The sequence below is a fragment of the Aliidiomarina halalkaliphila genome (genome assembly GCF_007096385.1).
GTDB lineage: Bacteria > Pseudomonadota > Gammaproteobacteria > Enterobacterales > Alteromonadaceae > Aliidiomarina > Aliidiomarina halalkaliphila.
In genome coordinates, this window is record NZ_VJWL01000001.1 from 597,659 (window position 1) to 619,270 (window position 21,612).

The 21,612-nt window shown below is 49.1% G+C and carries 20 protein-coding genes; 4 read left to right on the top strand and 16 right to left on the bottom strand.

What is annotated here, in order from left to right; all coding sequences use genetic code 11:
• Positions 1-21: 21 nt before the first annotated feature.
• Genes plsX through yceD form a run of 3 tightly spaced genes read right to left on the bottom strand, consistent with a single transcriptional unit; the run spans position 22 to position 1,779 of the window.
• Complete coding sequence (gene plsX / locus FM042_RS02795) at positions 22-1,062, bottom strand: phosphate acyltransferase PlsX (protein ID WP_143234223.1); 1,041 nt, start codon at positions 1,060-1,062, stop codon at positions 22-24.
• Between the two features lie 6 nt (positions 1,063-1,068).
• On the bottom strand, positions 1,069-1,239 hold the full coding sequence (gene rpmF / locus FM042_RS02800) for a 50S ribosomal protein L32 (protein WP_143234224.1): 171 nt from the start codon (positions 1,237-1,239) through the stop codon (positions 1,069-1,071).
• Between the two features lie 21 nt (positions 1,240-1,260).
• Positions 1,261-1,779 (bottom strand): 23S rRNA accumulation protein YceD, encoded by a 519-nt coding sequence (yceD, locus tag FM042_RS02805; protein ID WP_143234225.1) that lies wholly within the window; start codon positions 1,777-1,779, stop codon positions 1,261-1,263.
• A gap of 188 nt (positions 1,780-1,967) precedes the next feature.
• Between yceD and FM042_RS02810 the strand changes: the two genes are divergently transcribed.
• Complete coding sequence (locus FM042_RS02810; protein WP_143234226.1) at positions 1,968-2,549, top strand: Maf family protein; 582 nt, start codon at positions 1,968-1,970, stop codon at positions 2,547-2,549.
• Here FM042_RS02810 and FM042_RS02815 read toward each other — a convergent pair.
• Together FM042_RS02815 and rluC are read right to left on the bottom strand one after the other, a co-directional pair.
• On the bottom strand, positions 2,517-3,224 hold the full coding sequence (locus FM042_RS02815; protein WP_269902484.1) for an HAD family hydrolase: 708 nt from the start codon (positions 3,222-3,224) through the stop codon (positions 2,517-2,519). The genes FM042_RS02810 and FM042_RS02815 overlap by 33 nt on opposite strands.
• A 94-nt stretch (positions 3,225-3,318) precedes the next feature.
• A complete protein-coding gene (rluC, locus tag FM042_RS02820; RefSeq protein WP_143235587.1) occupies positions 3,319-4,284 on the bottom strand; it encodes a 23S rRNA pseudouridine(955/2504/2580) synthase RluC in 966 nt (321 codons plus the stop codon).
• A 500-nt stretch (positions 4,285-4,784) separates the two neighbouring features.
• On the opposite strand from rluC, the gene rne reads away from it, so the two are divergent.
• Positions 4,785-7,898: a ribonuclease E gene (gene rne, locus FM042_RS02825; RefSeq protein WP_143234228.1), complete on the top strand. Its 3,114-nt coding sequence runs from the start codon at positions 4,785-4,787 to the stop codon at positions 7,896-7,898.
• A 103-nt stretch (positions 7,899-8,001) separates the two neighbouring features.
• Here rne and FM042_RS02830 read toward each other — a convergent pair whose 3' ends face one another.
• The 11 genes from FM042_RS02830 to gyrA form a co-directional block, all read right to left on the bottom strand.
• Positions 8,002-8,343: a ComEA family DNA-binding protein gene (locus FM042_RS02830; protein WP_221931491.1), complete on the bottom strand. Its 342-nt coding sequence runs from the start codon at positions 8,341-8,343 to the stop codon at positions 8,002-8,004.
• Between the two features lie 76 nt (positions 8,344-8,419).
• Complete coding sequence (gene pyrF / locus FM042_RS02835; protein ID WP_143234229.1) at positions 8,420-9,127, bottom strand: orotidine-5'-phosphate decarboxylase; 708 nt, start codon at positions 9,125-9,127, stop codon at positions 8,420-8,422.
• Positions 9,124-10,281 (bottom strand): lipopolysaccharide assembly protein LapB, encoded by a 1,158-nt coding sequence (gene lapB, locus FM042_RS02840; RefSeq protein ID WP_143234230.1) that lies wholly within the window; start codon positions 10,279-10,281, stop codon positions 9,124-9,126. Before lapB ends, pyrF begins: the two co-directional genes overlap by 4 nt.
• 3 nt (positions 10,282-10,284) lie before the next feature.
• Complete coding sequence (locus tag FM042_RS02845) at positions 10,285-10,545, bottom strand: LapA family protein (RefSeq protein WP_143234231.1); 261 nt, start codon at positions 10,543-10,545, stop codon at positions 10,285-10,287.
• Between the two features lie 86 nt (positions 10,546-10,631).
• Positions 10,632-10,922, bottom strand: coding sequence for an integration host factor subunit beta (locus FM042_RS02850; protein WP_143234232.1), 291 nt, complete (start codon positions 10,920-10,922; stop codon positions 10,632-10,634).
• A gap of 45 nt (positions 10,923-10,967) precedes the next feature.
• Positions 10,968-12,641, bottom strand: a complete 1,674-nt coding sequence (gene rpsA, locus FM042_RS02855; RefSeq protein WP_143235589.1) for a 30S ribosomal protein S1 — start codon at positions 12,639-12,641, stop codon at positions 10,968-10,970.
• A gap of 134 nt (positions 12,642-12,775) precedes the next feature.
• Positions 12,776-13,507: a (d)CMP kinase gene (gene cmk, locus FM042_RS02860; RefSeq protein WP_143234233.1), complete on the bottom strand. Its 732-nt coding sequence runs from the start codon at positions 13,505-13,507 to the stop codon at positions 12,776-12,778.
• Between the two features lie 166 nt (positions 13,508-13,673).
• Entirely contained in the window at positions 13,674-14,966 is a 1,293-nt protein-coding gene (gene aroA, locus FM042_RS02865; protein WP_408608845.1) for a 3-phosphoshikimate 1-carboxyvinyltransferase, read from the bottom strand.
• A gap of 7 nt (positions 14,967-14,973) precedes the next feature.
• Complete coding sequence (gene hisC / locus FM042_RS02870) at positions 14,974-16,083, bottom strand: histidinol-phosphate transaminase (RefSeq protein ID WP_143234235.1); 1,110 nt, start codon at positions 16,081-16,083, stop codon at positions 14,974-14,976.
• 52 nt (positions 16,084-16,135) lie between these two features.
• A complete protein-coding gene (gene serC / locus FM042_RS02875) occupies positions 16,136-17,218 on the bottom strand; it encodes a 3-phosphoserine/phosphohydroxythreonine transaminase (protein ID WP_143235590.1) in 1,083 nt (360 codons plus the stop codon).
• Positions 17,208-19,871, bottom strand: a complete 2,664-nt coding sequence (gene gyrA / locus FM042_RS02880; protein ID WP_143234236.1) for a DNA topoisomerase (ATP-hydrolyzing) subunit A — start codon at positions 19,869-19,871, stop codon at positions 17,208-17,210. The genes serC and gyrA overlap by 11 nt, the downstream gene beginning before the upstream one ends.
• 214 nt (positions 19,872-20,085) lie before the next feature.
• On the opposite strand from gyrA, the gene ubiG reads away from it, so the two are divergent.
• Both ubiG and FM042_RS02890 read left to right on the top strand, forming a co-directional pair.
• Positions 20,086-20,826, top strand: coding sequence for a bifunctional 2-polyprenyl-6-hydroxyphenol methylase/3-demethylubiquinol 3-O-methyltransferase UbiG (gene ubiG / locus FM042_RS02885; protein WP_143234237.1), 741 nt, complete (start codon positions 20,086-20,088; stop codon positions 20,824-20,826).
• Positions 20,827-20,842: 16 nt separating this feature from the next.
• A complete protein-coding gene (locus FM042_RS02890; RefSeq protein WP_143234238.1) occupies positions 20,843-21,511 on the top strand; it encodes an HAD family hydrolase in 669 nt (222 codons plus the stop codon).
• The last annotated feature ends 101 nt before the right edge of the window (positions 21,512-21,612 follow it).

Here is a 21,612-nt window from a genome sequence, read left to right on the forward strand (position 1 = left end):
TAATGAGTCGTGGTGCAACTCTTAGGTATGCTGTTCAGACAGCACTTGTTCGACTCGGTCGTGAATGCGTTTTGGCAAGTCAGATTCGGCTTCTGCGATGGCATGTTCAATAGCGCTGTAAAATGCATTGGCCGACGCATTGCCATGGCTTTTCACGACAACTCCGCGCAATCCTATCAAACTTGCACCGTTGTACTGGTCGGGGTTGAGCCAAGACCATGCTTTGCGTTGGCGTCGGTAGAGCAACCACACCAGAGCACGACTTAACCAATGCGACTTTAAGCTACGTTTAAGATGGTCGTACACCATGCGCGCCATGCCTTCACAGCTTTTCAGGGCGATATTTCCAGTAAAACCATCGCACACAATAACATCGGCTTTACCCGCGAATAAATCAGAACCCTCAATAAAACCCTGATAGTGAACATGCTTCGAGTTCGCCAGCAGCAGCGCAGCTTGTTTTACCACATCGGGACCTTTAATTTCTTCTGTCCCCATATTCAGTAGTGCAATGCGCGGCTCGGATATCCCCGTGAGCTCTTGGGCAATCACCGATCCCATCACCCCAAACTGGAATAACGTATCGGCATCACACTGGGGGTTAGCGCCAAGATCTAATAGCAGACTTTGGCCGCCCTGCTCGTTTGGGATGGGTGCGATTAACGCCGGACGTAATACACCGGGTAGAACTTTCAAGCGAAGATAAGCCATGGCCATCAAGGCACCCGTATTACCCGCGCTGACACACGCCTGAGCGTCACCTTCTGCGATCAAATCAATGGCAATACGCATCGAAGAGTCGGTTTTATGACGTAGGCATTGGCTTGGTTTATCATCCATTTGCACAATTTGTGTAGTGTGATGGATGCGGATCCGGGCTCGGTCCGTGGCTTTGAGATGCTTTGCTTCGCGATTGAGCAAGGCTTTTAAACGAGGTTCGTCCCCGGTGAGGATAAAGTCAACCTCCGGAAACGACTGCAGCGCTCGGATGAGCGCTGCAACAACGATGGAGGGACCGCGGTCCCCGCCCATCGCATCAATGGCAAGAGTTAATTTCGCCATACGCCCTTAGCCGGCGATGACTTTCTTACCTTTGTAGTAACCGTCAGCGGTTACGTGGTGACGAACGTGAGTTTCGCCGCTGGTCTGATCGACAGACAGCGCAGCGCCACCCAGTGCGTCATGTGAACGACGCATCCCGCGCTTAGAACGGGTTTTGCGGTTTTTTTGTACAGCCATTTGACTCGTCTCCTGAATCGTTTATTTCTTAAGCTTTTGTAACACAGCGAACGGATTTGGCTTTTCTGCTTCCTTTGGAAGCTCGCCCCAACTCATTGCGTCACTCTTAATCGCACAGTCCTGCTCAGTATGCTTTGCCACAAGTGGCAAGGCGACCAGCAGCTCGTCTTCTACTAGGGGATGGAGCAGCACCTCTCCTAGCTCATTTAACACAGCTGCCTCGTAATGCTCCGGTAACTCTTCCGCGGTTTGCCGCCGGGTTATCGGTGCATACTGAAACTCTGTCTCTAGCTCCCAGGGCATGGACTCTCCGCACCGCTGACAAGCTAACTCGACGTTTGCTCTCGCTCGACCACGAAAATAGTGAATCTTTTGCTCATCTGTATCAAACGTTAGCGTGACCTCTACGTCTGAACAGGGTGATGCCAGTACTTCATTAAAACGTGGCAAATTCTTCGAGGGGATAACCCCATCAAAAGAAAGACGTTTACCTGAATTTCGTACCGGGTCAACCGAAAGCGGTATACGAACCTTTTGCATAGCGCGCGAATGATAATGGTTGAAAGGTGGATAGTCAAAGAAATTTCACGTGCAAACCTCTGTTTTCACGAATTTCTCACCATTTTTGCTAGAACCCTACACAGAATGTATCGTTCATTGTGACAAATTAGCCACAGACCACTAGTTTACCATATAGTTAAGGGCTGCACACGAGAGGATTACACAAAATGACTCTTCCTTTATTACTTGCTTCAAGCTCCCCCTTTCGACGTGATTTACTCACGAAGCTCGGGTTACCTTTTTCCCATGCGGCCCCAGATATTGATGAAAGCCCACTTGATGGCGAGTGTGCAAGCTCGTTGGTAGAACGGCTCTCGATACAAAAGGCCAATGCCCTCGCCCAGGCCTATCCAGCCCATCTCATTATTGGTTCCGATCAAGTGGCCGTAAATGCTGGCGTCATCTTGGGCAAACCCCACACAAAGGAGCGTGCCATCGCACAATTACAAGCCTGTCGTGGTAATCATGTGACCTTTTATACAGGGTTAGCCGTGCTCAATTCACAGACTGGAAGCTGTTTTTCCTGCGTAGAGCCTTTTTCAGTACATTTTCGAGAATTAACCGACGCGCAGATTACCCGCTATATAGAACAGGAAGAGCCATTTCAATGCGCCGGTAGTTTTAAAAGCGAAGGGTTAGGCATTACGTTATTTAAGCGCATGCAGGGAGACGACCCCAATGCTTTAGTTGGTCTCCCACTGATACGCTTAGTAGATTTACTCGCTCGCCACGGGCTTGAGTTGCCCTAGTCGCCCGTTATTTATATCCGCAAGCCAGGTTGGTAACTGCTGCAATTGAGAAAAAACTGTAAGCGGCGCTTCTTGTTGAAGTCGCGTCGCATCGTGTACGCCCCAGGCCACACCAGCACTTGCTACACCCGCGTTGTTGGCCATTTGTAAATCAAATTGAGAATCTCCAATCATGACGGCCTGCTGTGGCAAGGTTCCTGTGCCGACAAGAATGTCATTCAACATCTGTGGGTGCGGCTTCGACATGGCTTCATCGGCGCAACGGGAAGCGCTAAAGAATTGACCGGTATTGGTTTCGCGCCAGGCACGCTCAAGCCCTTGCCGCGCTTTCCCCGTAGCCACCGCCAATTGATAACCTTGCCCATGTAACTCCGCAAGAACTTCGTGAGCGCTAGGAAACATGGGCGATGGAGTCGCATCCGTGTGTACGTATAACTCGCGATACACCGCAATGAGACGCTGTTGTTCATCTGGGTCATAACAGTCAAATAAGCGCTCTAAAGCGACCCACAAACTCAGGCCGATAATATCTTTTACGGCGGATTCAGCAGGCACTGGGAGACCGGTCTGCTGCGCCATCTTTTGCATACAGGAGACAATCCGCGGGACGGAATCCATCAAGGTTCCATCCCAATCAAATATCAAAAGTGAAAAACCGGTCGTGTTTTCAGTCACAGTAAGGCGCTCTTGTTAGATTTATCGTTTTTTATGTTTGTTACGTGTGGGCACAAAGCGACATCAACAACTTTATTCGGACAGCCCTTTAGGCTTAGCTCACGCCTTTTCGTAATTTTATGATCACCTGATTCAAGTCGTTATCTAGAGGTGCATGAAATTGCATTTTCTCACCAGTTTTCGGATGGGTGATCTGTAAACGCTCTGCATGCAAAAATAAGCGCCCTAGCCCTAACACTTTGAGTTGCTCATCAAACCCACGGATGCCGTACTTATTATCCATGGCAATAGGGTGCCCTACACATTGTGTATGAACGCGAATTTGGTGGGTACGGCCAGTAACCGGTGAGGCTTCTACTAATGTGGCGGAAATATCACTCAAGGGAAACCGCTCGCGTACTTTAAAACGTGTTAACGAAGGCTTTCCCTCTGCATCAGTGCGCACAATCCGTTCACCTGATTGCAACGTATTTTTTTGCAATGACTGGTCAACTTTCTTAATTTTGCCAGGCCAGGAGCCGTACACCAGCGCAACATAGGTCTTTTCCATGTCCTTGTCGCGCAGTTGTTCATGCAGTGAACGTAATGCCGAACGCTTCTTCGCAACCATCAACAAGCCCGATGTATCGCGGTCTAATCGATGTACAAGCTCAAGAAATTTGGCTTGCGGCCGCAACGCGCGGAGTCCTTCGATTAACCCATAATGCAACCCGCTACCACCATGCACCGCCATTCCAGCCGGCTTATTTACGACCAGCATTGCATCATCTTCAAATATAATCGCCTGCTCTAATCCTGCGATTTTATCCAATTTAGGGTTAGGTAACGCCTGTTTCTCGGCCACCCGCACTGGCGGGATGCGCACTTCATCGCCGTCACATAACCGATATTCAGGCTTAATACGTTTTTTATTCACGCGCACTTCGCCTTTTCGAACAATCCGATAGATCATGCTCTTAGGCACGCCTTTCAGTTGATTCAATAGAAAGTTGTCAATGCGCTGCCCTGCTTCGTCAGCATTAATTTGATAAAACCGGACTTGCGGTTGAGAGTCTGTCATGGGCGAAAAGCTACGGCCTGTGAATACAAAAATAATGACGGCGATTTTACCATGAGCCGTTGCGGAACGCACGGCCTCTCAATGGCATGAGCTAGAAATGCTGCTTGTCAGATGGCGCTGTAAATGCGACAATACAGTGTCAGACTAAATAGGTCTGGTAATAATATTTTTCTCGATGAATTTTTCTCGAAAGCACAACACTGAAAGATGTAGTGAACGCCTGTTTCGGCATGTAAGAAATTTATTGTTACACGTAACCACCGTCACCATGATCGGTCGCGGAAGTGATACGGGTAACTTCGTAGCAAATTCCAGTGAATAGCTACGGTAAAAGATAAGTACAGTAAACATAAGACAGCATTGGCTTTGTCGTACAACCTAGAAAAGAGCGCACCACCCAACGATACGGTGCCAGACGACAGACTGTGCAACGGAACAGGACCGTTAGCAGCGGTACAGTGTTGTGATTTCGTACCTTTTAAACGTATGAGTCACAATCTATGAAAAGAATGCTAATAAATGCCACGCAACAGGAAGAACTCCGTGTTGCGCTGGTTGATGGACAAAAATTATTTGATTTGGACATTGAAAGTCCTGGTCACGAACAAAAGAAATCAAACATCTACAAGGGTAAAATTACCCGCGTTGAACCAAGCCTAGAAGCTGCCTTTGTCGACTATGGCGCTGAGCGTCATGGCTTCCTCCCGTTAAAAGAAATTGCACGCACCTACTTCCCGAAAAACTATAAATTCGATGGCCGTCCGAACATTCGTGACGTGGTTAAAGAAGGTCAAGAAGTCATCGTGCAAGTCGATAAAGAAGAGCGCGGCCAAAAAGGTGCCGCCCTCACCACCTTTATCTCACTCGCGGGTAGTTACCTTGTATTAATGCCAAACAACCCACGTGCCGGTGGTATTTCCCGTCGCATTGAAGGCGACGAGCGCACCCAGCTTAAAGACGCGCTTTCCACCCTAGAAGTACCGGATGGTATGGGCTTAATCGTACGTACCGCAGGTGTCGGTAAATCTGCCGAAGAGCTCGCCTGGGATTTAAACGTCCTTATGCATCACTGGACGGCTATTGAACAAGTTTCAGCAAGCCGCCCTGCTCCGTTCCTCGTGCACCAAGAATCCAACGTGATTTTTCGTGCGATTCGAGACTATTTGCGTCGTGATATCGGCGAAATCTTGATCGATGACGAGAGTATTTTTGAGCAATCCCGTGAGCACATTAAAGTTGTTCGCCCAGACTTTATGAGCCGCGTGAAACTTTACAAAGGCGATGTGCCTTTATTTAGTCATTATCAAATCGAAAGCCAAATTGAATCCGCCTTCCAACGCGAAGTTCGGTTACCTTCCGGCGGTTCGATCGTGATAGACCCAACTGAAGCTCTCACCTCTATTGATATTAACTCCGCAAAAGCAACAAAAGGTGGGGATATCGAAGAGACCGCATTGCAAACCAACTTAGAAGCGGCGGATGAAATTGCGCGGCAACTACGTTTGCGCGATGTGGGTGGACTGATCGTGATCGATTTTATCGACATGACCCCACCAAAACATCAGCGTGAAGTGGAGAATCGTTTACGTGAAGCCTTGAAACAAGATCGGGCTCGTGTACAAACCGCGCGCATTTCTCGTTTTGGTCTTTTGGAAATGTCGCGTCAACGTTTACGCCCTTCTCTTGGGGAGTCAGCAAACCATGTGTGTCCGCGTTGTGATGGTCAAGGTACGATCCGCAGTGACGAATCACTGGCTCTATCGGTTCTGCGCTTAATTGAAGAAGAAGCACTCAAAGATAACACTGCTCAGGTAAATGCGCAGGTACCTGTTACCGTGGCGACCTACCTATTAAACGAGAAGCGCGCTGCATTACGTACCATCGAGCAGCGCAATGGTGTAGTGGTATTGGTGATTCCAAACCAACATTTAGATACACCACACTTTGATGTCGCACGCTTGCGCAAAGACGAAATTGAAGAAGTGCAAAGCTACCGTCTATTGCAAGCAGCAGACATCAAAGAAATCGAATTTGCGGCACCAAAAGAGAAAGTCGCCGATGAACCTGCATTAAAATCGCTTAATGCACCTGGTCCGGCACCCATCCCGTCGCCACAAATAGCAACGAAAGCAACGGAAGTCGCAAAAGGCCCAGGCCTGTTTGCGAAACTCGGCAAATGGTTATCATCGCTGGTAAGCAGCGACGAAGAGAGCAACGAGAAGAAACCGCAAACTCAGTCAAATCGCCAAGGTCAGCAAGGCAATCGTGATGATCGCCGTCGTCGTGGCAATGGAAACCGCAATCGTCGCGGTAGCAGCCAACGTTCAGGCCGCGGTCAAAACGATGATCGGAAAGCAAAAACCGACGAGCAAACAACGAAAACCACAGACGCGCGCGAGCCGCAGGATAAAACTGAGCAAAAAGGCGCAGAGCGTTCAAGTGAGAATCGTCCACGCCGGAATCGCCGCCGTCGTGGTGGCAAGTCGCAGTCCGAGCAAGCAGCAAAGGCAAATGAAACCCAAGCAGCAAGCCCAGATAGCGACACAGCGGTGTCGCACGATGATTCAGGTCAACAGCCAAAAGAGCGCCGTGAGCGTCGTCAGTTAGACAAGAGTGTTCGTTTAGGCAAAGGCGCAGCACCTGCACCGAAGCCAGAGCCGACATTAGAGTCAGATACGAAGAAGGCAGAGTCTGATAATAAAACTCAGCCAGAGACGCAAGTAGCGCAAACCGACACCGTGGATAACACGGCAGATAAGCTGACACAAAATAACGAGTCACAACTACAAGACAGCATCGAGACGAAGGGTGAGCAAGCGCCTGGAGCCGATGAGGCAACAGAAGCCACTGTGGCAAAAGACGCTACTGAGAAAAAACCACGTCGCCGTACCCGTCGCAAAGCTGAGAAAAAAGACGACCAGCCAACGACTGACATAGAGGCAGAAATCGCGTCTACCGAAGTAGCAGATACAAGCCCGTCTGAAACTGCTCAGAGTGATTCAGCTATGGCTCCTGCAGAAGATGCAGAGCAAACATCTGCGAACGCCTCGGATGAAATATCAGCTGACAAACCAAAACGCGGACGCCCTGCCAAAAAGGCAGCAACCACTGACGATACGGCTAAAACTAGCGAAAGTGATGTCGCAGAGACCCCTGCTGAGGAAGCTCAAGTCAGCAAGAAAGCGGATTCAGACGAAGCGACGGCGCAAGACACAGAGGTCGATCCAACGTCTGAAAGCACTGTCGACAAAGCGGACGAGGCAGCCCCTAAGTCTGAACAGACTGCTGAGCAATCGACAGAAGCGGAAGTAGAAGCAGCTCCAACTGCAGAAACACCAGCGTCTGAAGACACGGTAGCGAAACCTGCAGAAGCAGCGGCAACGCCGAAGCCAGTAGATAAGCCTGTTAAGACGGTTGCACCGGCGCAAATATTACGTGCCAGTGCAGCTATGGCAAAAGCCCCGGCTGCACCTATTGCAGACGATGTTCAGTTCCCGGGCGCGCGTAGCGATTCGGAACGTGAAGCGGTTCCGCACTCGGGCCGCACCTCTGGGATTTCAGGTGCAGTTAACGCAGCGAAGTCAGATACAACGCGCTGCCAGGCTGAAAGTTAAGCTACACCGCTTACGGAAACTCTAATTGGGTTTCCAAACAGCATAAGAAAAGCCGGTTTATCACAGATAAACCGGCTTTTTTGTATCCCTTTCCTAATGGCTCTTACAAGATAATACGTTCACGATTTTCGTTAAGTACCTTGATGCCTAGGCCACGCACCTGAAGCAGTTGATCAACATCGGTGAAGCCACCCAGTGATTCGCGCAGCTCTATAATAGCTCGAGCGCGCGCAAGCCCTACTCCACGTAGTTTGGCTGCAAGCTCTTCAACGCTAGCGCGATTAATATTGACGGTTTCCTGGGTTGCTTCACTGCGCATGGTATGAGTGTGCGCAGACATAGACTCGAGCACAACGGTAGTCGCCGATGCCGACATCATATGCAGTGACGACGACGCGATAAGTGCGGTGAAAACAATAGATAGAACGCGTTTTTGATAATGCATAAATAATCCCTCTTATGTGTGAACACAGCGGTCCGTGCTGCGTTCTCACAGTATAGATTGAGGAATTAAATCGTTACTAGGAAAGAACTTGAGATATTTCGTGGTTAATTGCGGAAAGCATATCGTTCGGTGTTGCACTCTCGCGAATGGGTCGCCCCATCACTAAATAATCAACGCCTGCTTGGATCGCCGCTGTTGGTGTCATCACGCGGTGCTGATCGTGACTATCACTCCCCTGTGGCCGTATTCCTGGGGTAACCAGCAAGAATTTATCACCTAACGCGGCCTTAAGCATAAGCGCTTCCCGTGCGGAGCAAACCACGCCATCCAAGCCGCTCGTTTTTGCTAACTGTGCTAGTGCTAGAACTTGCTCATTCAATTCACGCTCAACGCCAGTACTCGCCAATGTTTCCTTGTCCATGCTGGTAAGTACAGTCACTGCAATGAGTTTAGGTGCACTATCACCATAAGGCGCTAATGCGTCTTTGGCCGCATCCAGCATAGCTTTGCCACCACTGGCATGCACATTCACCATCCACACTCCAAGCTCAGCAGCGGCACGCACAGCCTTCGCTACTGTATTCGGGATATCATGAAATTTCAGGTCCAGGAAAACCTCAAAACCACGGCGGTGCAGCTCACGAATGAAATCAGGACCGGTAGCAGTAAACAACTCTTTGCCCACCTTAAGTCTGCATTCGTCGGGATTAATGGTCGAAATACACTGGAGCGCATCCTGTGCGTTGTCAAAATCAAGAGCTAAGATGATTCGTTTTTCCGTCATTCGCCGTCGAGTCCTCGCGTTGGTTTAATCGATCCCCAGTACTTGCAGGATGGGCAGTGCCAATAGAGTGTCTGTCCTGAAAAGCCGCAATGTCTGCAGCGATAGCGAGAGCGCTGCTTCAGTTGCTCCGACACCATAGTGGCTAACATGTGTAAACTCTTTTTTGCCTTGCCCGAGTCGGCAGAAGCCACATTGAATTCAATCAATTTATGAAACGCCCGCATAGTTGGGTTTTTCTGTAATGCAACCAGCATAAACTGCTCTGCGGCTTCTCTGTCGTTTCGCTTCGCTATAATGTCTGCTAGCATCACCACAGCGCTAGCACAGGGCTTTTCCATCACAATATCGTGTAAGAAACTGACTAAGCCTTCTTGGTCATCGAGATCGTCATAAGCTGTACGCAATAGCGGCAGCACTTCGGGTATAAAATCTGGATCCGCATCAGCGACCGGCAGTAAATAAGCCAACGCCTTCTTTGGTTTCTCCTCACCAAGCCACCAACGCCCCAGTGCTAAACGGGCACGAATGCAGTCTTTATCGTGTTTCAGGGCTTTCTCGTAGAACTTCAGGGTGGCTTCAGCGTCCTGTTGCGCATCCGCAAGTTCACAATATAGCTGGGCGACCACGGGCAATACGGACTTGTCTTGTTTCGATAGCTTAAGTGCGACCCAAATGGCTTTATCCCATTCGTGAGTCGCCTCATATAACGAAAGCAGATTAGCGAGGCTTTCAGCTTGGTAGGTTGAGTGTTGTTGTAATTCTGAAAACATTTTCTCGGCACGGTCATATAGGCCTGCCGACAAATAATCCTGACCCAGCTCAAACATCGCATGATGGCGTTCTTGTTCCGATAGCGAGGGACGGGAAATTAAATTTTGGTGGATGCGAATCGCTCGCTCAACTTCACCGCGACGGCGAAAGAGCTTGCCCAAAGTCCAGTGGGTTTCAATAGTTTCGCTATCGATATCAAGCATGTCGATAAAAAGGTCAACGGCTTTATCACTTTGTTCGGAAAGTAACAGGTTGATCCCTGTTACATAATTGCGTGAGAACTCTTCTTGTTCTTTGCGCTGTTCAACGCGGACACTGTTGCGCCCCATGAACCAGCCATAGGCAGCAGCAACTGGCAACAACAGGAACAGCAGTTCGAGCATTGGCTATTTGGCTCCAGCAGATTTAACTAATGCTTTTTTGAGCCGACGCACTTGCCATTTCAACCGCCAGTAGCCAAGTGAAACTGTGAGCAAGCCCAAGGCATACCCCAGAAATAAAGTAACACCCAAAATACTCGCTACCGAGAACGTACGTTCTACCACGAGCAGATTTAAGGATACCTCTTGGGCGTTGTGTTTACCGATGATAAACGCCAGTAAAAACAGCAAAATCACAGGTATCAAGATTAAGATTACACGAGCCATAACAAATCCCTGAACGGCGCTGCAAATAAAAAAGGCACGCCATTATAGCATGCCTTTTCGGAATTACGTCTAACCGACAACGACGGTTACCCTTGAATTGATTCGTTGACACGTTCCCGTAGCGCTTTTCCCGGCTTGAAATGAGGCACATACTTGCCCCCCAATTCAACTTGTTGGCCAGTTTTTGGATTCCGGCCTATCCGAGGTCTACGGAAATGAAGCGAAAAGCTTCCAAATCCACGAATCTCAATACGGTCACCATCTGCCAAAGAATGAACCATGATTTCGAGAATTTCTCGTACACCACGCTCCACGTCTTTTGGCTGCAGCTCAGGCTGCTTCGCAATCAAAATTTCAATCAGTTCAGACTTCGTCATAACGGATCCTTAATGATTTACAAAGCAGCCATACAAAACGAGCTATTAATCGTCAGTTTTCGCTGCTTTGAACGCTTCTGCCATTGCGCTGCTAAACGCATTTTCTTCAGTCGCGTTAACACTATCCATTGCTGCTTTCTCTTCAGCTTCGTCTTTCGCTTTGATTGACAAGCTGATTACGCGATTCTTACGGTCGATACCCATGTACCGTGCTTCAATGCTGTCACCAACATTCAGAACAGTAGATGCGTCTTCAACGCGATCACGTGAGATGTCAGATGCACGGACGTAACCTTCTACGCCGTCGGCCAAGCTAACTGTTGCGCCTTTAGCGTCAACTTCAGTGACCTTACCTGTAACAATAGCACCCTTCTTGTGAGCTGCAAGGAAGTTATTCACTGGATCTTCAGAAATCTGCTTAATACCCAGAGAGATACGCTCACGCTCTGCGTCAACTTGCAGAACTACAGCTTCAACTTCTTCGCCTTTCTTGAAGTCACGAACGGCTTCTTCGCCGGCTGCGTTCCAAGAAATATCAGACAAGTGAACAAGTCCGTCGATGTTGCCATCAAGACCGATAAAGATACCGAAGTCAGTGATTGACTTGATCTTACCGCTAACTTTGTCACCTTTCTGGTGGTTCTTCGCAAACTCTTCCCATGGGTTCGGTTTACACTGCTTGATACCCAGAGAAATACGGCGACGTTCTTCGTCAATTTCAAGAACCATTACTTCCACAACGTCATCTAAGTTAACAATCTTAGATGGGTGAACGTTTTTGTTGGTCCAATCCATTTCAGATACGTGAACCAAACCTTCAACGCCTTCTTCCAGTTCAACAAAGCAACCGTAGTCAGTGAGGTTAGTCACACGACCTTGCAAGGTTGAGTTTTCTGGGTAACGCGCTGAGATGTCGCTCCACGGATCTTCGCCAAGCTGTTTCAGACCTAAAGAAACACGCGTGCGGTCACGGTCAAACTTCAATACTTTACAGGTGATTTCATCGCCAACATTCACGATTTCGCTTGGATGCTTCACGCGCTTCCAAGCCATATCGGTAATGTGCAGAAGACCGTCAACACCGCCTAGATCTACGAATGCACCGTAGTCAGTCAGGTTCTTAACGATACCTGTCACTTCTTGACCTTCCTGCAGGTTTTCAAGTAACTGATCACGCTCTGCACTGTTCTCTTTCTCGATAACAGCACGACGAGAAACAACAACGTTGTTGCGCTTCTGGTCAAGCTTGATTACTTTGAATTCCAAATCACGGTTTTCAAGGTGCGCAGTATCACGGATAGGACGTACGTCAACCAGTGAACCTGGTAAGAACGCGCGCACACCGTTTAGGTCAACTGTAAAGCCGCCTTTCACTTTGCCACTGATAATACCAATCACAGTTTCGTCATTCTCATGGGCAGCTTCAAGCTGAATCCATGCTTCGAAACGCTTCGCTTTCTCGCGAGAAAGAATCGTTTCTCCGAAACCGTCTTCTACTGCGTCTAGAGCTACTTCAACGATGTCGCCTACAGCGATTTCAAGTACACCGTCAGCATTCATAAACTGTTCAGCAGGGATGGCACTTTCAGATTTTAGGCCGGCGTCTACCAGTACTAGATCTTTTTCGATGGCAACAACAGTGCCTTTTACGATAGAACCAGGACGAGTTTCGGTTTCTTTGAGGCTTTCCTCAAACAGCTGGGCAAAATTTTCAGTCATAAGGTTAATTAACTTCGCTTTAAATACATCCACCGAACTTCCGTGACGGCGGGGTTGTTTTACTTTGTTAGCACAATCCGTCGCGCTAACCCTTGAACGGCCCTCAGGCCTTCAAATTCGTTACTTGTAGGCAATTACGCGTGGTTCGCCGAGAGCTTTTTATGAGCAAACTGCAGAACTTTTGCGACTACCTCATCGATACTTAAATCAGTAGAATCTAGAAACAACGAATCCTCCGCTGGCTTCAGCGGAGCCACAGAGCGATTCATATCCCGATCATCCCGATCTTTAATTTCGTTTACCAATTCGTCGATATTAGCATCAAAGCCCTTTTCCTGCAATTGTTGGAAGCGTCTCTGGGCACGTTCTTCTGCGCTTGCGGTAAGGAATATCTTTGCTTCGGCATCGGGGAAAACCACCGTGCCCATATCGCGCCCGTCGGCCACCAAGCCTGGCATCTCGCGAAATCCACGCTGACGCCGCAGCAACGCTTCCCGAACCCGCGGTAAAGCGGCAATTTTTGAGGCATCATTACCGACTTGCTCAGTCCGGATGGTCATGGTGATGTCCTCACCCTCGAGAATGACATGCGTCAAACCGGTCTCTTCATTCGCATGAAATTCAACGTCAAGATCCGTGGCCAGCGCCACCAGGCTATCTTCGTCTGACGGTTCAAAGTCATGATGCATTGCAGCAATGGCTAACACGCGGTAAATCGCACCGCTATCGAGTAGATGCCAACCTAATGTCTCTGCCAGCAAACGACACACGGTGCCCTTACCCGAGCCACTAGGCCCGTCAATGGTAATCACCGGAGCATGGCGCTCAGGTGTGGGAGTCGTTTTGCCTGGTTCGATATCCGACATGTATACCTCAATTGCAACCGTAAGTGAGTGCGATCATATCAGGAGCCGCACAAATAAATTAAGCGCCGAAATTATACGGACTTCCCAGTAAATTGCATCCTATATTACGCAATTGCGTATAAATTTTGTGCAGGGACCGCTTAGCCGAGGAGATGATAGTGAAACGTTATGTCGCGTTTTTTAACAGTGATTGAAATAACGCAAAATAGTGTGGAAAAGTTTTCCGGCAGCACTCCGGATCCTCAATAGTGACACCGCAAGGTGCGAACGTGAGCAGGGAAAAGCACATCGCCATACGGTGGTCATCGTAGGTCGCGATCTGGGCATGTTTGAGCTCAGACGGTGGTGTTATGCAGATAAAGTCTTCACCCTCTTCCACCGTTGCCCCCGTTTTGCGCAATTCCGTGGCCATGGCGTGCAAGCGATCGGTTTCCTTTAAGCGCCAGTTATAAATATTGCGAATCCGAGTGCTTCCATTAGCAAATAACACAGTGGTTGCTATGGTCATAGCGGCATCGGGAATCGCGTTTAGATCGAAATCGCCGCCCACTAAATCCATCCCCGCTTGCACAGTGATTGAGCGTTCATGGTAGGTGACATCCGCACCCATAGCCGCAAGCACCTCTGCAAAAGCTTTATCCCCTTGCAAACTTGCAGAACCCACGCCTTCAACCGTCACAGGACCGCCACCAATTGCCGCTGCGGCTAAGAAATAAGAGGCAGAAGACGCATCCCCTTCAATCCAATACACGCCCGGGCTCTGGTATTGCTGGCCGCCCCTGACCGAATAATGCCCGACTGCCTGAGTAGAAACCTCAACGCCAAAACTCCGCATCATGGCAATCGTCAGATTGATATAAGGCGCAGACACGATGTCACCGGTGAGCCTGAGCTCAGAATCATGGGTCAATAAAGGTAATAACATTAAGATGGCTGACACATACTGACTCGACAAACTGCCATCGAGCTCTATGTAGCCACCGGTCAGTGGCTTTCCTTGAATCCTTAGAGGAGGAAAACCTGCATCCCCCAAATACTCAACCGCTGCCCCCATCTGCCGCAACGCGTTAATCTGAGGGCCTATAGGACGCTCATACATGCGCGGTTCACCGGTTAAGGTGAAATCACCTGTAGAGCCTGCCAGAATGGCTGCAAGCGGCCGCATCGCGGTGCCTGCGTTGCCCAAAAATAAGGTTTCCGGCTGGGCTTTCTGAAATAAACCAGCGTTCCCTTGAACGCGAACACTCGTTGCTTCCTCTATGACCTGAATGGAAACGCCAAGCAACTCCAATGCCTCGCGCATACGCTGGGTGTCTTCGCTCAGCAGCATGTTCTCAAGGCGCGTTTCTCCGTGTGCTAGCGCCGCCAACAGGAGCGCACGGTTAGCAATGCTTTTGGAGCCCGGGAGAGTCACACGCCCGCGACAAGAACGCGCAAACGGCAAGTAAAGGGTGTCGATTGACATATTATTGTCCGTTTAGAATTTCCGCCATCGCATTACAGAAGGCATCATTCTCTTGCGGCAACCCAATGCTCACCCGCAAGTGATTCGGCAGCTCGTAGCCCGCTACAGGACGCACAATCACGCCTTTATGCAGTAGCTTAGTAAATAGCGCTTGAGAATCCGGTCCGGTTTCGATGGTCAGGAAATTTCCATAGGAAGGAATATACGGCAGATTGTGATGATCGCAGAAGCGTATCAACTGCGCCATTCCGTCGCGATTTACTTCCACGGAACGTGCGATAAAGTCGTCATCTTCTAATGCTGCCATACTCGCAGTGAGGGCCAATTCGTTCATATTGAACGGCTGGCGAATACGATTCATTAAATCCGCCACTGCTGGGTGCGATACCATGTAGCCCGCCCGCAAACCGGCTAAACCATATGCTTTCGAGAAGGTTCGGCTAACCACAAGGTTCGGGTAGTGTTGAATCCACTCGAGGCTAGGAGCTCGCTCATCCTGTGGTACATATTCATAGTAAGCTTCATCTAACACCACGAGAACGTGATTGGGTACTTGTTTGATAAAGCCTTCCAGCGCTTCTTTGGTTAGGAAAGTACCGGTGGGATTATTCGGGTTAGCAATAAACACCATGCGCGTTTTATCTGTAATCGCCGCCAACATGGCATCGAGGTCATGGCCGTAGTCTTTCGCTGGCACCGCCACAGGTTTTGCACCTATCGCCTTAGTCACCAAGGGATAGACAACAAACGCATGTTGCGCAAAGATCACTTCATTTGCGGGCGTCACAAAGGTGCGAGCGAGCAATTCAAGCACGTCGTTAGAGCCATTACCCAAAGTGATTTGTTTGGTCGACACAGAGAACTTCTCAGCAATGGCTTGTTTTAAATAAAAACCATTGGCATCCGGATAGCGGGCCAATTCGCTAATTCGCGCGGCCAACGCATCGCGGACTTTCGGACTTACCCCCAAAGGGTTTTCATTAGACGCCAGTTTTACAATGTTGCTGATGCCCAACTCACGTTCCACTTCTTCTATGGGCTTGCCTGCTTGATAAGGCTGAAGCTCGCGAATGCCAGGTAATGCTAATCGTGCTGCGTCAAACTCGTGCATGGGATTCCTCAATTACTTGTTGTTCATGTTACGCATCCGTCGAACGCGGATGTTACTTATGTTCGTTTGCAAACCGGGTCATAAAGTCGACTAAGGCTTGGGCGCCTGCATAGGGCATTGCGTTATACATACTGGCGCGCATACCACCGACAAAACGGTGCCCTTTTAGGGACATCAACCCTTCTCTCTCGGCCCGGCGTAAAAACTCCGCATCCAGCTCCGGATTGGTTAATTGAAACGGGATATTCATCCGCGAGCGATTTTGTGGGGCAATGGTGTTGTGGTAGAACGACGAATTATCCACACACTCATACAACAAATCAGATTTACGCTTGTTGTGTACTGCCATTGCGTCAAGACCGCCTTCGGCTTTCAACCATTTAAATACTTCTGCTGCGAGATACCAAGCAAAGGTATTTGGAGTGTTGTACATGGACTTTTCTGCCGCCTGAATCTTGTAATTCATCACCGTACACACGTGCTGTTGCGCCGTACGCTCAAGTAAATCATTACGAATGATCACCACGGATAATCCAGAAGGCCCAATATTTTTCTGTGCTCCGGCATAGATAATACCAAACCGGCTCACATCGATGGGTTCCGATAATATCGACGACGACATATCCGCCACCACAGGCACCGACACGTCGGGCACCTCGTGCAAAGCAATGCCATCGACAGTTTCATTTGGACAGTAATGCAAATAGCTCGCATTCGGGGATAATGACCATTCCGACACCGGCGGAATCGTCTTTCCCTCTGCGCGAGTTTCCACACAAGCGACTTCATTGACAACCTGTACGTACTTTTTCGCCTCACGAATACCGTAACCCGACCAAATCCCAGAATTGAGATAATCAACTGTGGCATCAGGAGTTGCAATATTCAGAGGCACCGCTGAGAATTGCCCGCGGCCTCCGCCGTGCATGAAGAGCACTGAATAATTATCAGGAATCTGCATCAGATCACGGAGATCCTGCTCAGCTTCCTCGGTCATTTTTACGTAGATAGGATCTCGGTGACTAATCTCCATCACCGAAAAACCTAGGCCTTGCCAATTTAGTAATTCGTGTTGCGCTTTCTTTAACACTGGGGCCGGCAACATGGCCGGCCCCGCTGAGAAATTAAAGATCATCACCCGTTGCTCCGGAATCTGAATCCGCATCGCTGATGGGCGCATCACCGTCAGTCGCATCAGTTGCATCGGCTTCGCCTTCCACGACTTCGCCTTCTACTAATGCCTCTTCCAGCTCTTCTTCCATTTCAGCAATTCGTGCCATACCTACAACCACTTCACCGGTACCGGTACGAATCAAGGTCACGCCTTGAGTATTCCGTCCAACAGTAGATACTTCATCAACTCGCGTGCGCACCAAAGTGCCGCGGTTACTGATAAGCATCAAGTGTTCACCAGGTACTACTTCTAAGGCTCCGACAACAGCCCCATTGCGCTCCGACACTTTAATCGACACAACACCCATGGTTGCCCGTGACTTCGCAGGATAATCCGCAAGTGGCGTACGCTTACCGAAACCATTCTCGGTGACGGTGAGAATCGCACTCTCGGCACTACGCGGAACGATCAAAGATACGATACGCTGGTCGTCAGGAATACGCATGCCGCGCACACCGGTGGCCGTACGGCCCATAGAACGCACATGATTTTCACTGAAGCGCACTACTTTACCGGCATCAGAGAATAACAAGATCTCAGAATCACCCTGGGTTAAGTCGACGCCTATGAGTTCGTCACCTTCGTTCAAGTTCAGCGCAATAATACCGCTGGCCCGTGGACGTGAATATTCCACCAAAGGTGTTTTCTTCACAGTACCCTTCCGGGTGGCCATAAATACAAATCGCTCTTCGGAGAAGTCGGACACCGGCAAGATCGCAGTAATACGCTCGTTATCTTCCAATGGCAGCAAGTTCACGATCGGTTTGCCCCGTGCCGCTCGGCTTGCATATGGCAGTTGATACGTCTTCATCCAATAAACACGACCGCGGCTCGAGAAGCACAAGATCATATCGTGAGTGTTAGCCACCAATAAGCGTTCAATGAAATCTTCATCTTTCATCTTCGTGGCTGCTTTACCTTTCCCGCCACGCTTCTGCGCTTCATATTCTTTTAATGACTGATACTTCACGTAACCTTGATGTGACAAGGTCACCACAACATCTTCTTGTTCGATCAAATCTTCCATGTTGATGTCATGGCTTGCTGCCGTAATTTCCGTACGACGCTCATCACCAAACTCAGCTTTCACTGCTTCCAACTCTTCGCGAATAACTTCCATTAAACGCTCTGAGCTAGCGAGGATATGCATCAGTTCAGCAATCGTATCCAACAGCCCTTTATATTCGTTGAGGATTTTCTCGTGCTCAAGGCCGGTTAATTTATGTAAGCGCAAATCAAGAATGGCTTGCGCTTGCACTTCCGTGAGTCGGTAGTTGCTGTCAATGACACCAAAACCTTCTTCCACCCAGTCTGGACGTGCCGCGTCTACACCAGCGCGCTCAAGCATTACGGCAACATCACCTAAACTCCACACTTGCGCAATTAACTGCGCTTTTGCTTCGGCAGGCGACGGCGAGCGTTTAATCAGCTCAATAATCTCATTAATATTGGCAAGTGCTACGGCTAAACCTTCTAAGGTATGCGCGCGCTCACGGGCTTTGCGGAGTTCATAGACCGTGCGTCGTGTAACTACTTCACGACGATGCGTAATAAAGGCTTCAATCATGTCACGCAGGTTAAACAACTTCGGCTGGCCTTTATCCAATGCCACCATGTTGAAACCAAAGGCAACTTGCATTTGCGTGTTTTGGTACAAGTGATTCAGCATCACTTCGCCAGATTCACCACGTTTCAATTCGATCACCATGCGCATGCCGTCTTTGTCCGACTCATCGCGCAGGGCACTAATTCCTTCGATTCGCTTCTCTTTTACAAGCTCAGCGATTTTTTCAATCAATTTAGCTTTGTTCACCTGATACGGTAATTCGTGAACAATAATAGTATCGCGGCCATTATTCTCATCGGTGATCACATCAGCGCGAGCACGGATATAAATCTTTCCGCGGCCCGTCCGATAGGCATCAATGATGCCTTGTCGACCTGACACAATACCGGCCGTCGGGAAATCCGGGCCCGGAATGTATTCCATCAGTTCTTCAAGCTGAATATCAGGGTTATCCACCATAGCCAAACAACCATTGACCACTTCGGTCAGGTTATGCGGTGGGATATTGGTGGCCATACCTACAGCGATACCGGAAGAACCGTTCGCTAGTAAGTTCGGAATACGTGTTGGCAGTACTTCCGGAATAAATTCGGTACCGTCATAGTTCGGTACAAAGTCGACGGTTTCTTTGTCGAGATCGGCGAGCAACTGATGGGCAATCTTTGACATCCGCACTTCGGTATAACGCATTGCTGCAGCGGAGTCGCCATCGACAGAACCAAAGTTACCTTGGCCATCGGCAAGCATATAACGCAGTGAGAACGGCTGTGCCATCCGTACAATGGTGTCATAAACTGCAGAGTCACCATGAGGATGGTATTTACCAATCACATCACCCACAACACGGGCTGACTTCTTGTAAGGCTTATTAAAATCATTACCCAGTACATTCATCGCAAACAAAACGCGACGGTGAACTGGTTTCAATCCATCCCTTACATCCGGTAACGCACGCCCAATAATAACGCTCATGGCGTAATCGAGGTACGAATTCTTCAGCTCATCCTCGATGTTAATCGGCATGATTTCTTTGGCAAGATCGCTCATATTTTTTCCCTAACCAGTACTCTTTGTATCGTTATAGTTCTCGAGTAAATCGCCTATCTTTTTAACCGAAGCAGAATATCACAGGGTTCGCCTTTTGACGACTCCCTTGCACCCCTTCTGTGCAACTTTGCAGCAAGGACACAAATACTGGTAGAGCCGAGCCGCTTTGGGTACACTTTGCCGCATCACTCTCTTTTATCGTTCAGGACATCCCATGCAAGATAAGGCCCGCAATAGCAACGTTGATCCCGCTGAGATTGAAAAATTCAATAACATGGCGTCACGTTGGTGGGATCCCGATGGCGATTTCCGCCCACTTCATCAAATCAATCCTCTGCGCTTGGAGTTTATTGATCTCTACGGTCTCGGTCTGGCTGGCAAGAAGGTGATTGATGTGGGCTGCGGTGGCGGCTTATTGACTGAAGCTATGGCTAAAGCGGGTGCCCAAGTAACAGGCATTGATATGAGCCCCGATGCGCTCGGCGTGGCACGATTACATGCGTTAGAGTCTGAATTAAACATTGATTACCAGCAAATCACCGCTGAAGATTTTGCCGCCAATCACGCCGGCCAGTTTGATGTGGTGACCTGCATGGAAATGTTAGAGCACGTGCCCGATCCTGCCGCTGTCGTTCAAGCCTGTGCGCAATTGGTCAAGCCCGGTGGCCGCCTAGTCTTCTCTACCTTAAACCGCACACTCAAAGCGAAGCTACTCGGTGTCATCATGGCAGAATACATCCTACGCTGGGTACCCAAGGGAACCCACGATGCAGATAAATTTATTCGCCCTTCAGAGCTTATCCGTTTTGCAGAACAAGCTGGTTTGAAGGAAATCGCGGCAACCGGTATTCATTACAATCCTCTGGTGAGCCAATTCTTCCTGAGTGACCGTAACCTGGATGTGAATTATATGATCGCTTGCGAACGTCCGGCTGTGTCCTCAACGTCAACGTAATTATATAGAGATAACTATGACCAACAATAGCGGTAAACCCGCGGTACTCTTCGATTTGGACGGTACTTTATTAGATACTGCACCAGATCTGGGATTCGCCCTCAACTCAGTATTACGCCGTTATGACTTTCCGGAAAAATCAGCAGATGAAATCAGGCCTCACGCGTCCCATGGTTCTTATGGGTTACTGCGTCTCGGCTTTGGGGACGCATTTGACAGTTTCGATACCCAGCAGTTGCGCCAAGAGTTCTTAGATATTTACGAAGCGCATACATGCGTGCATACGGTATTGTTCCCTGGCGTTGCAGATACTTTAGCGCGCCTGCATGAGCAAGGTATTAAATTGGCGATTGTTACGAATAAACCTACCCTATACACCACACTGGTGTTGCGTGAATTCAAGCCCTTAGCCGACATTGATGTCGTAGTCTGTGGGGATACGCTGCCAGTGAATAAACCCCACCCCGACCCCCTACTTCTCGCGGCAAAGCAATTAGAGGTCGCCGCGCAGGATTGTTTTTATGTAGGCGATGCCGAGCGCGACATCGAAGCAGGACGCCGAGCCTCCATGGAAACCATTCTCGCCGCCTATGGTTATCTAGGTGACCATGATCAGGTTCATGATTGGGGAGCCGACCATCGTATTGAGCGTTTTTCTGAGATCCTTCAATGGTATAAAAATTAACCAGCCGCCTATGTGCAATCACTCCTAAATTGGAGAAAAAATCTCTGAAGTAGCATTACGTTGGCGATTTCCTCGACAACAAAAATCGCATATTCCTTTTA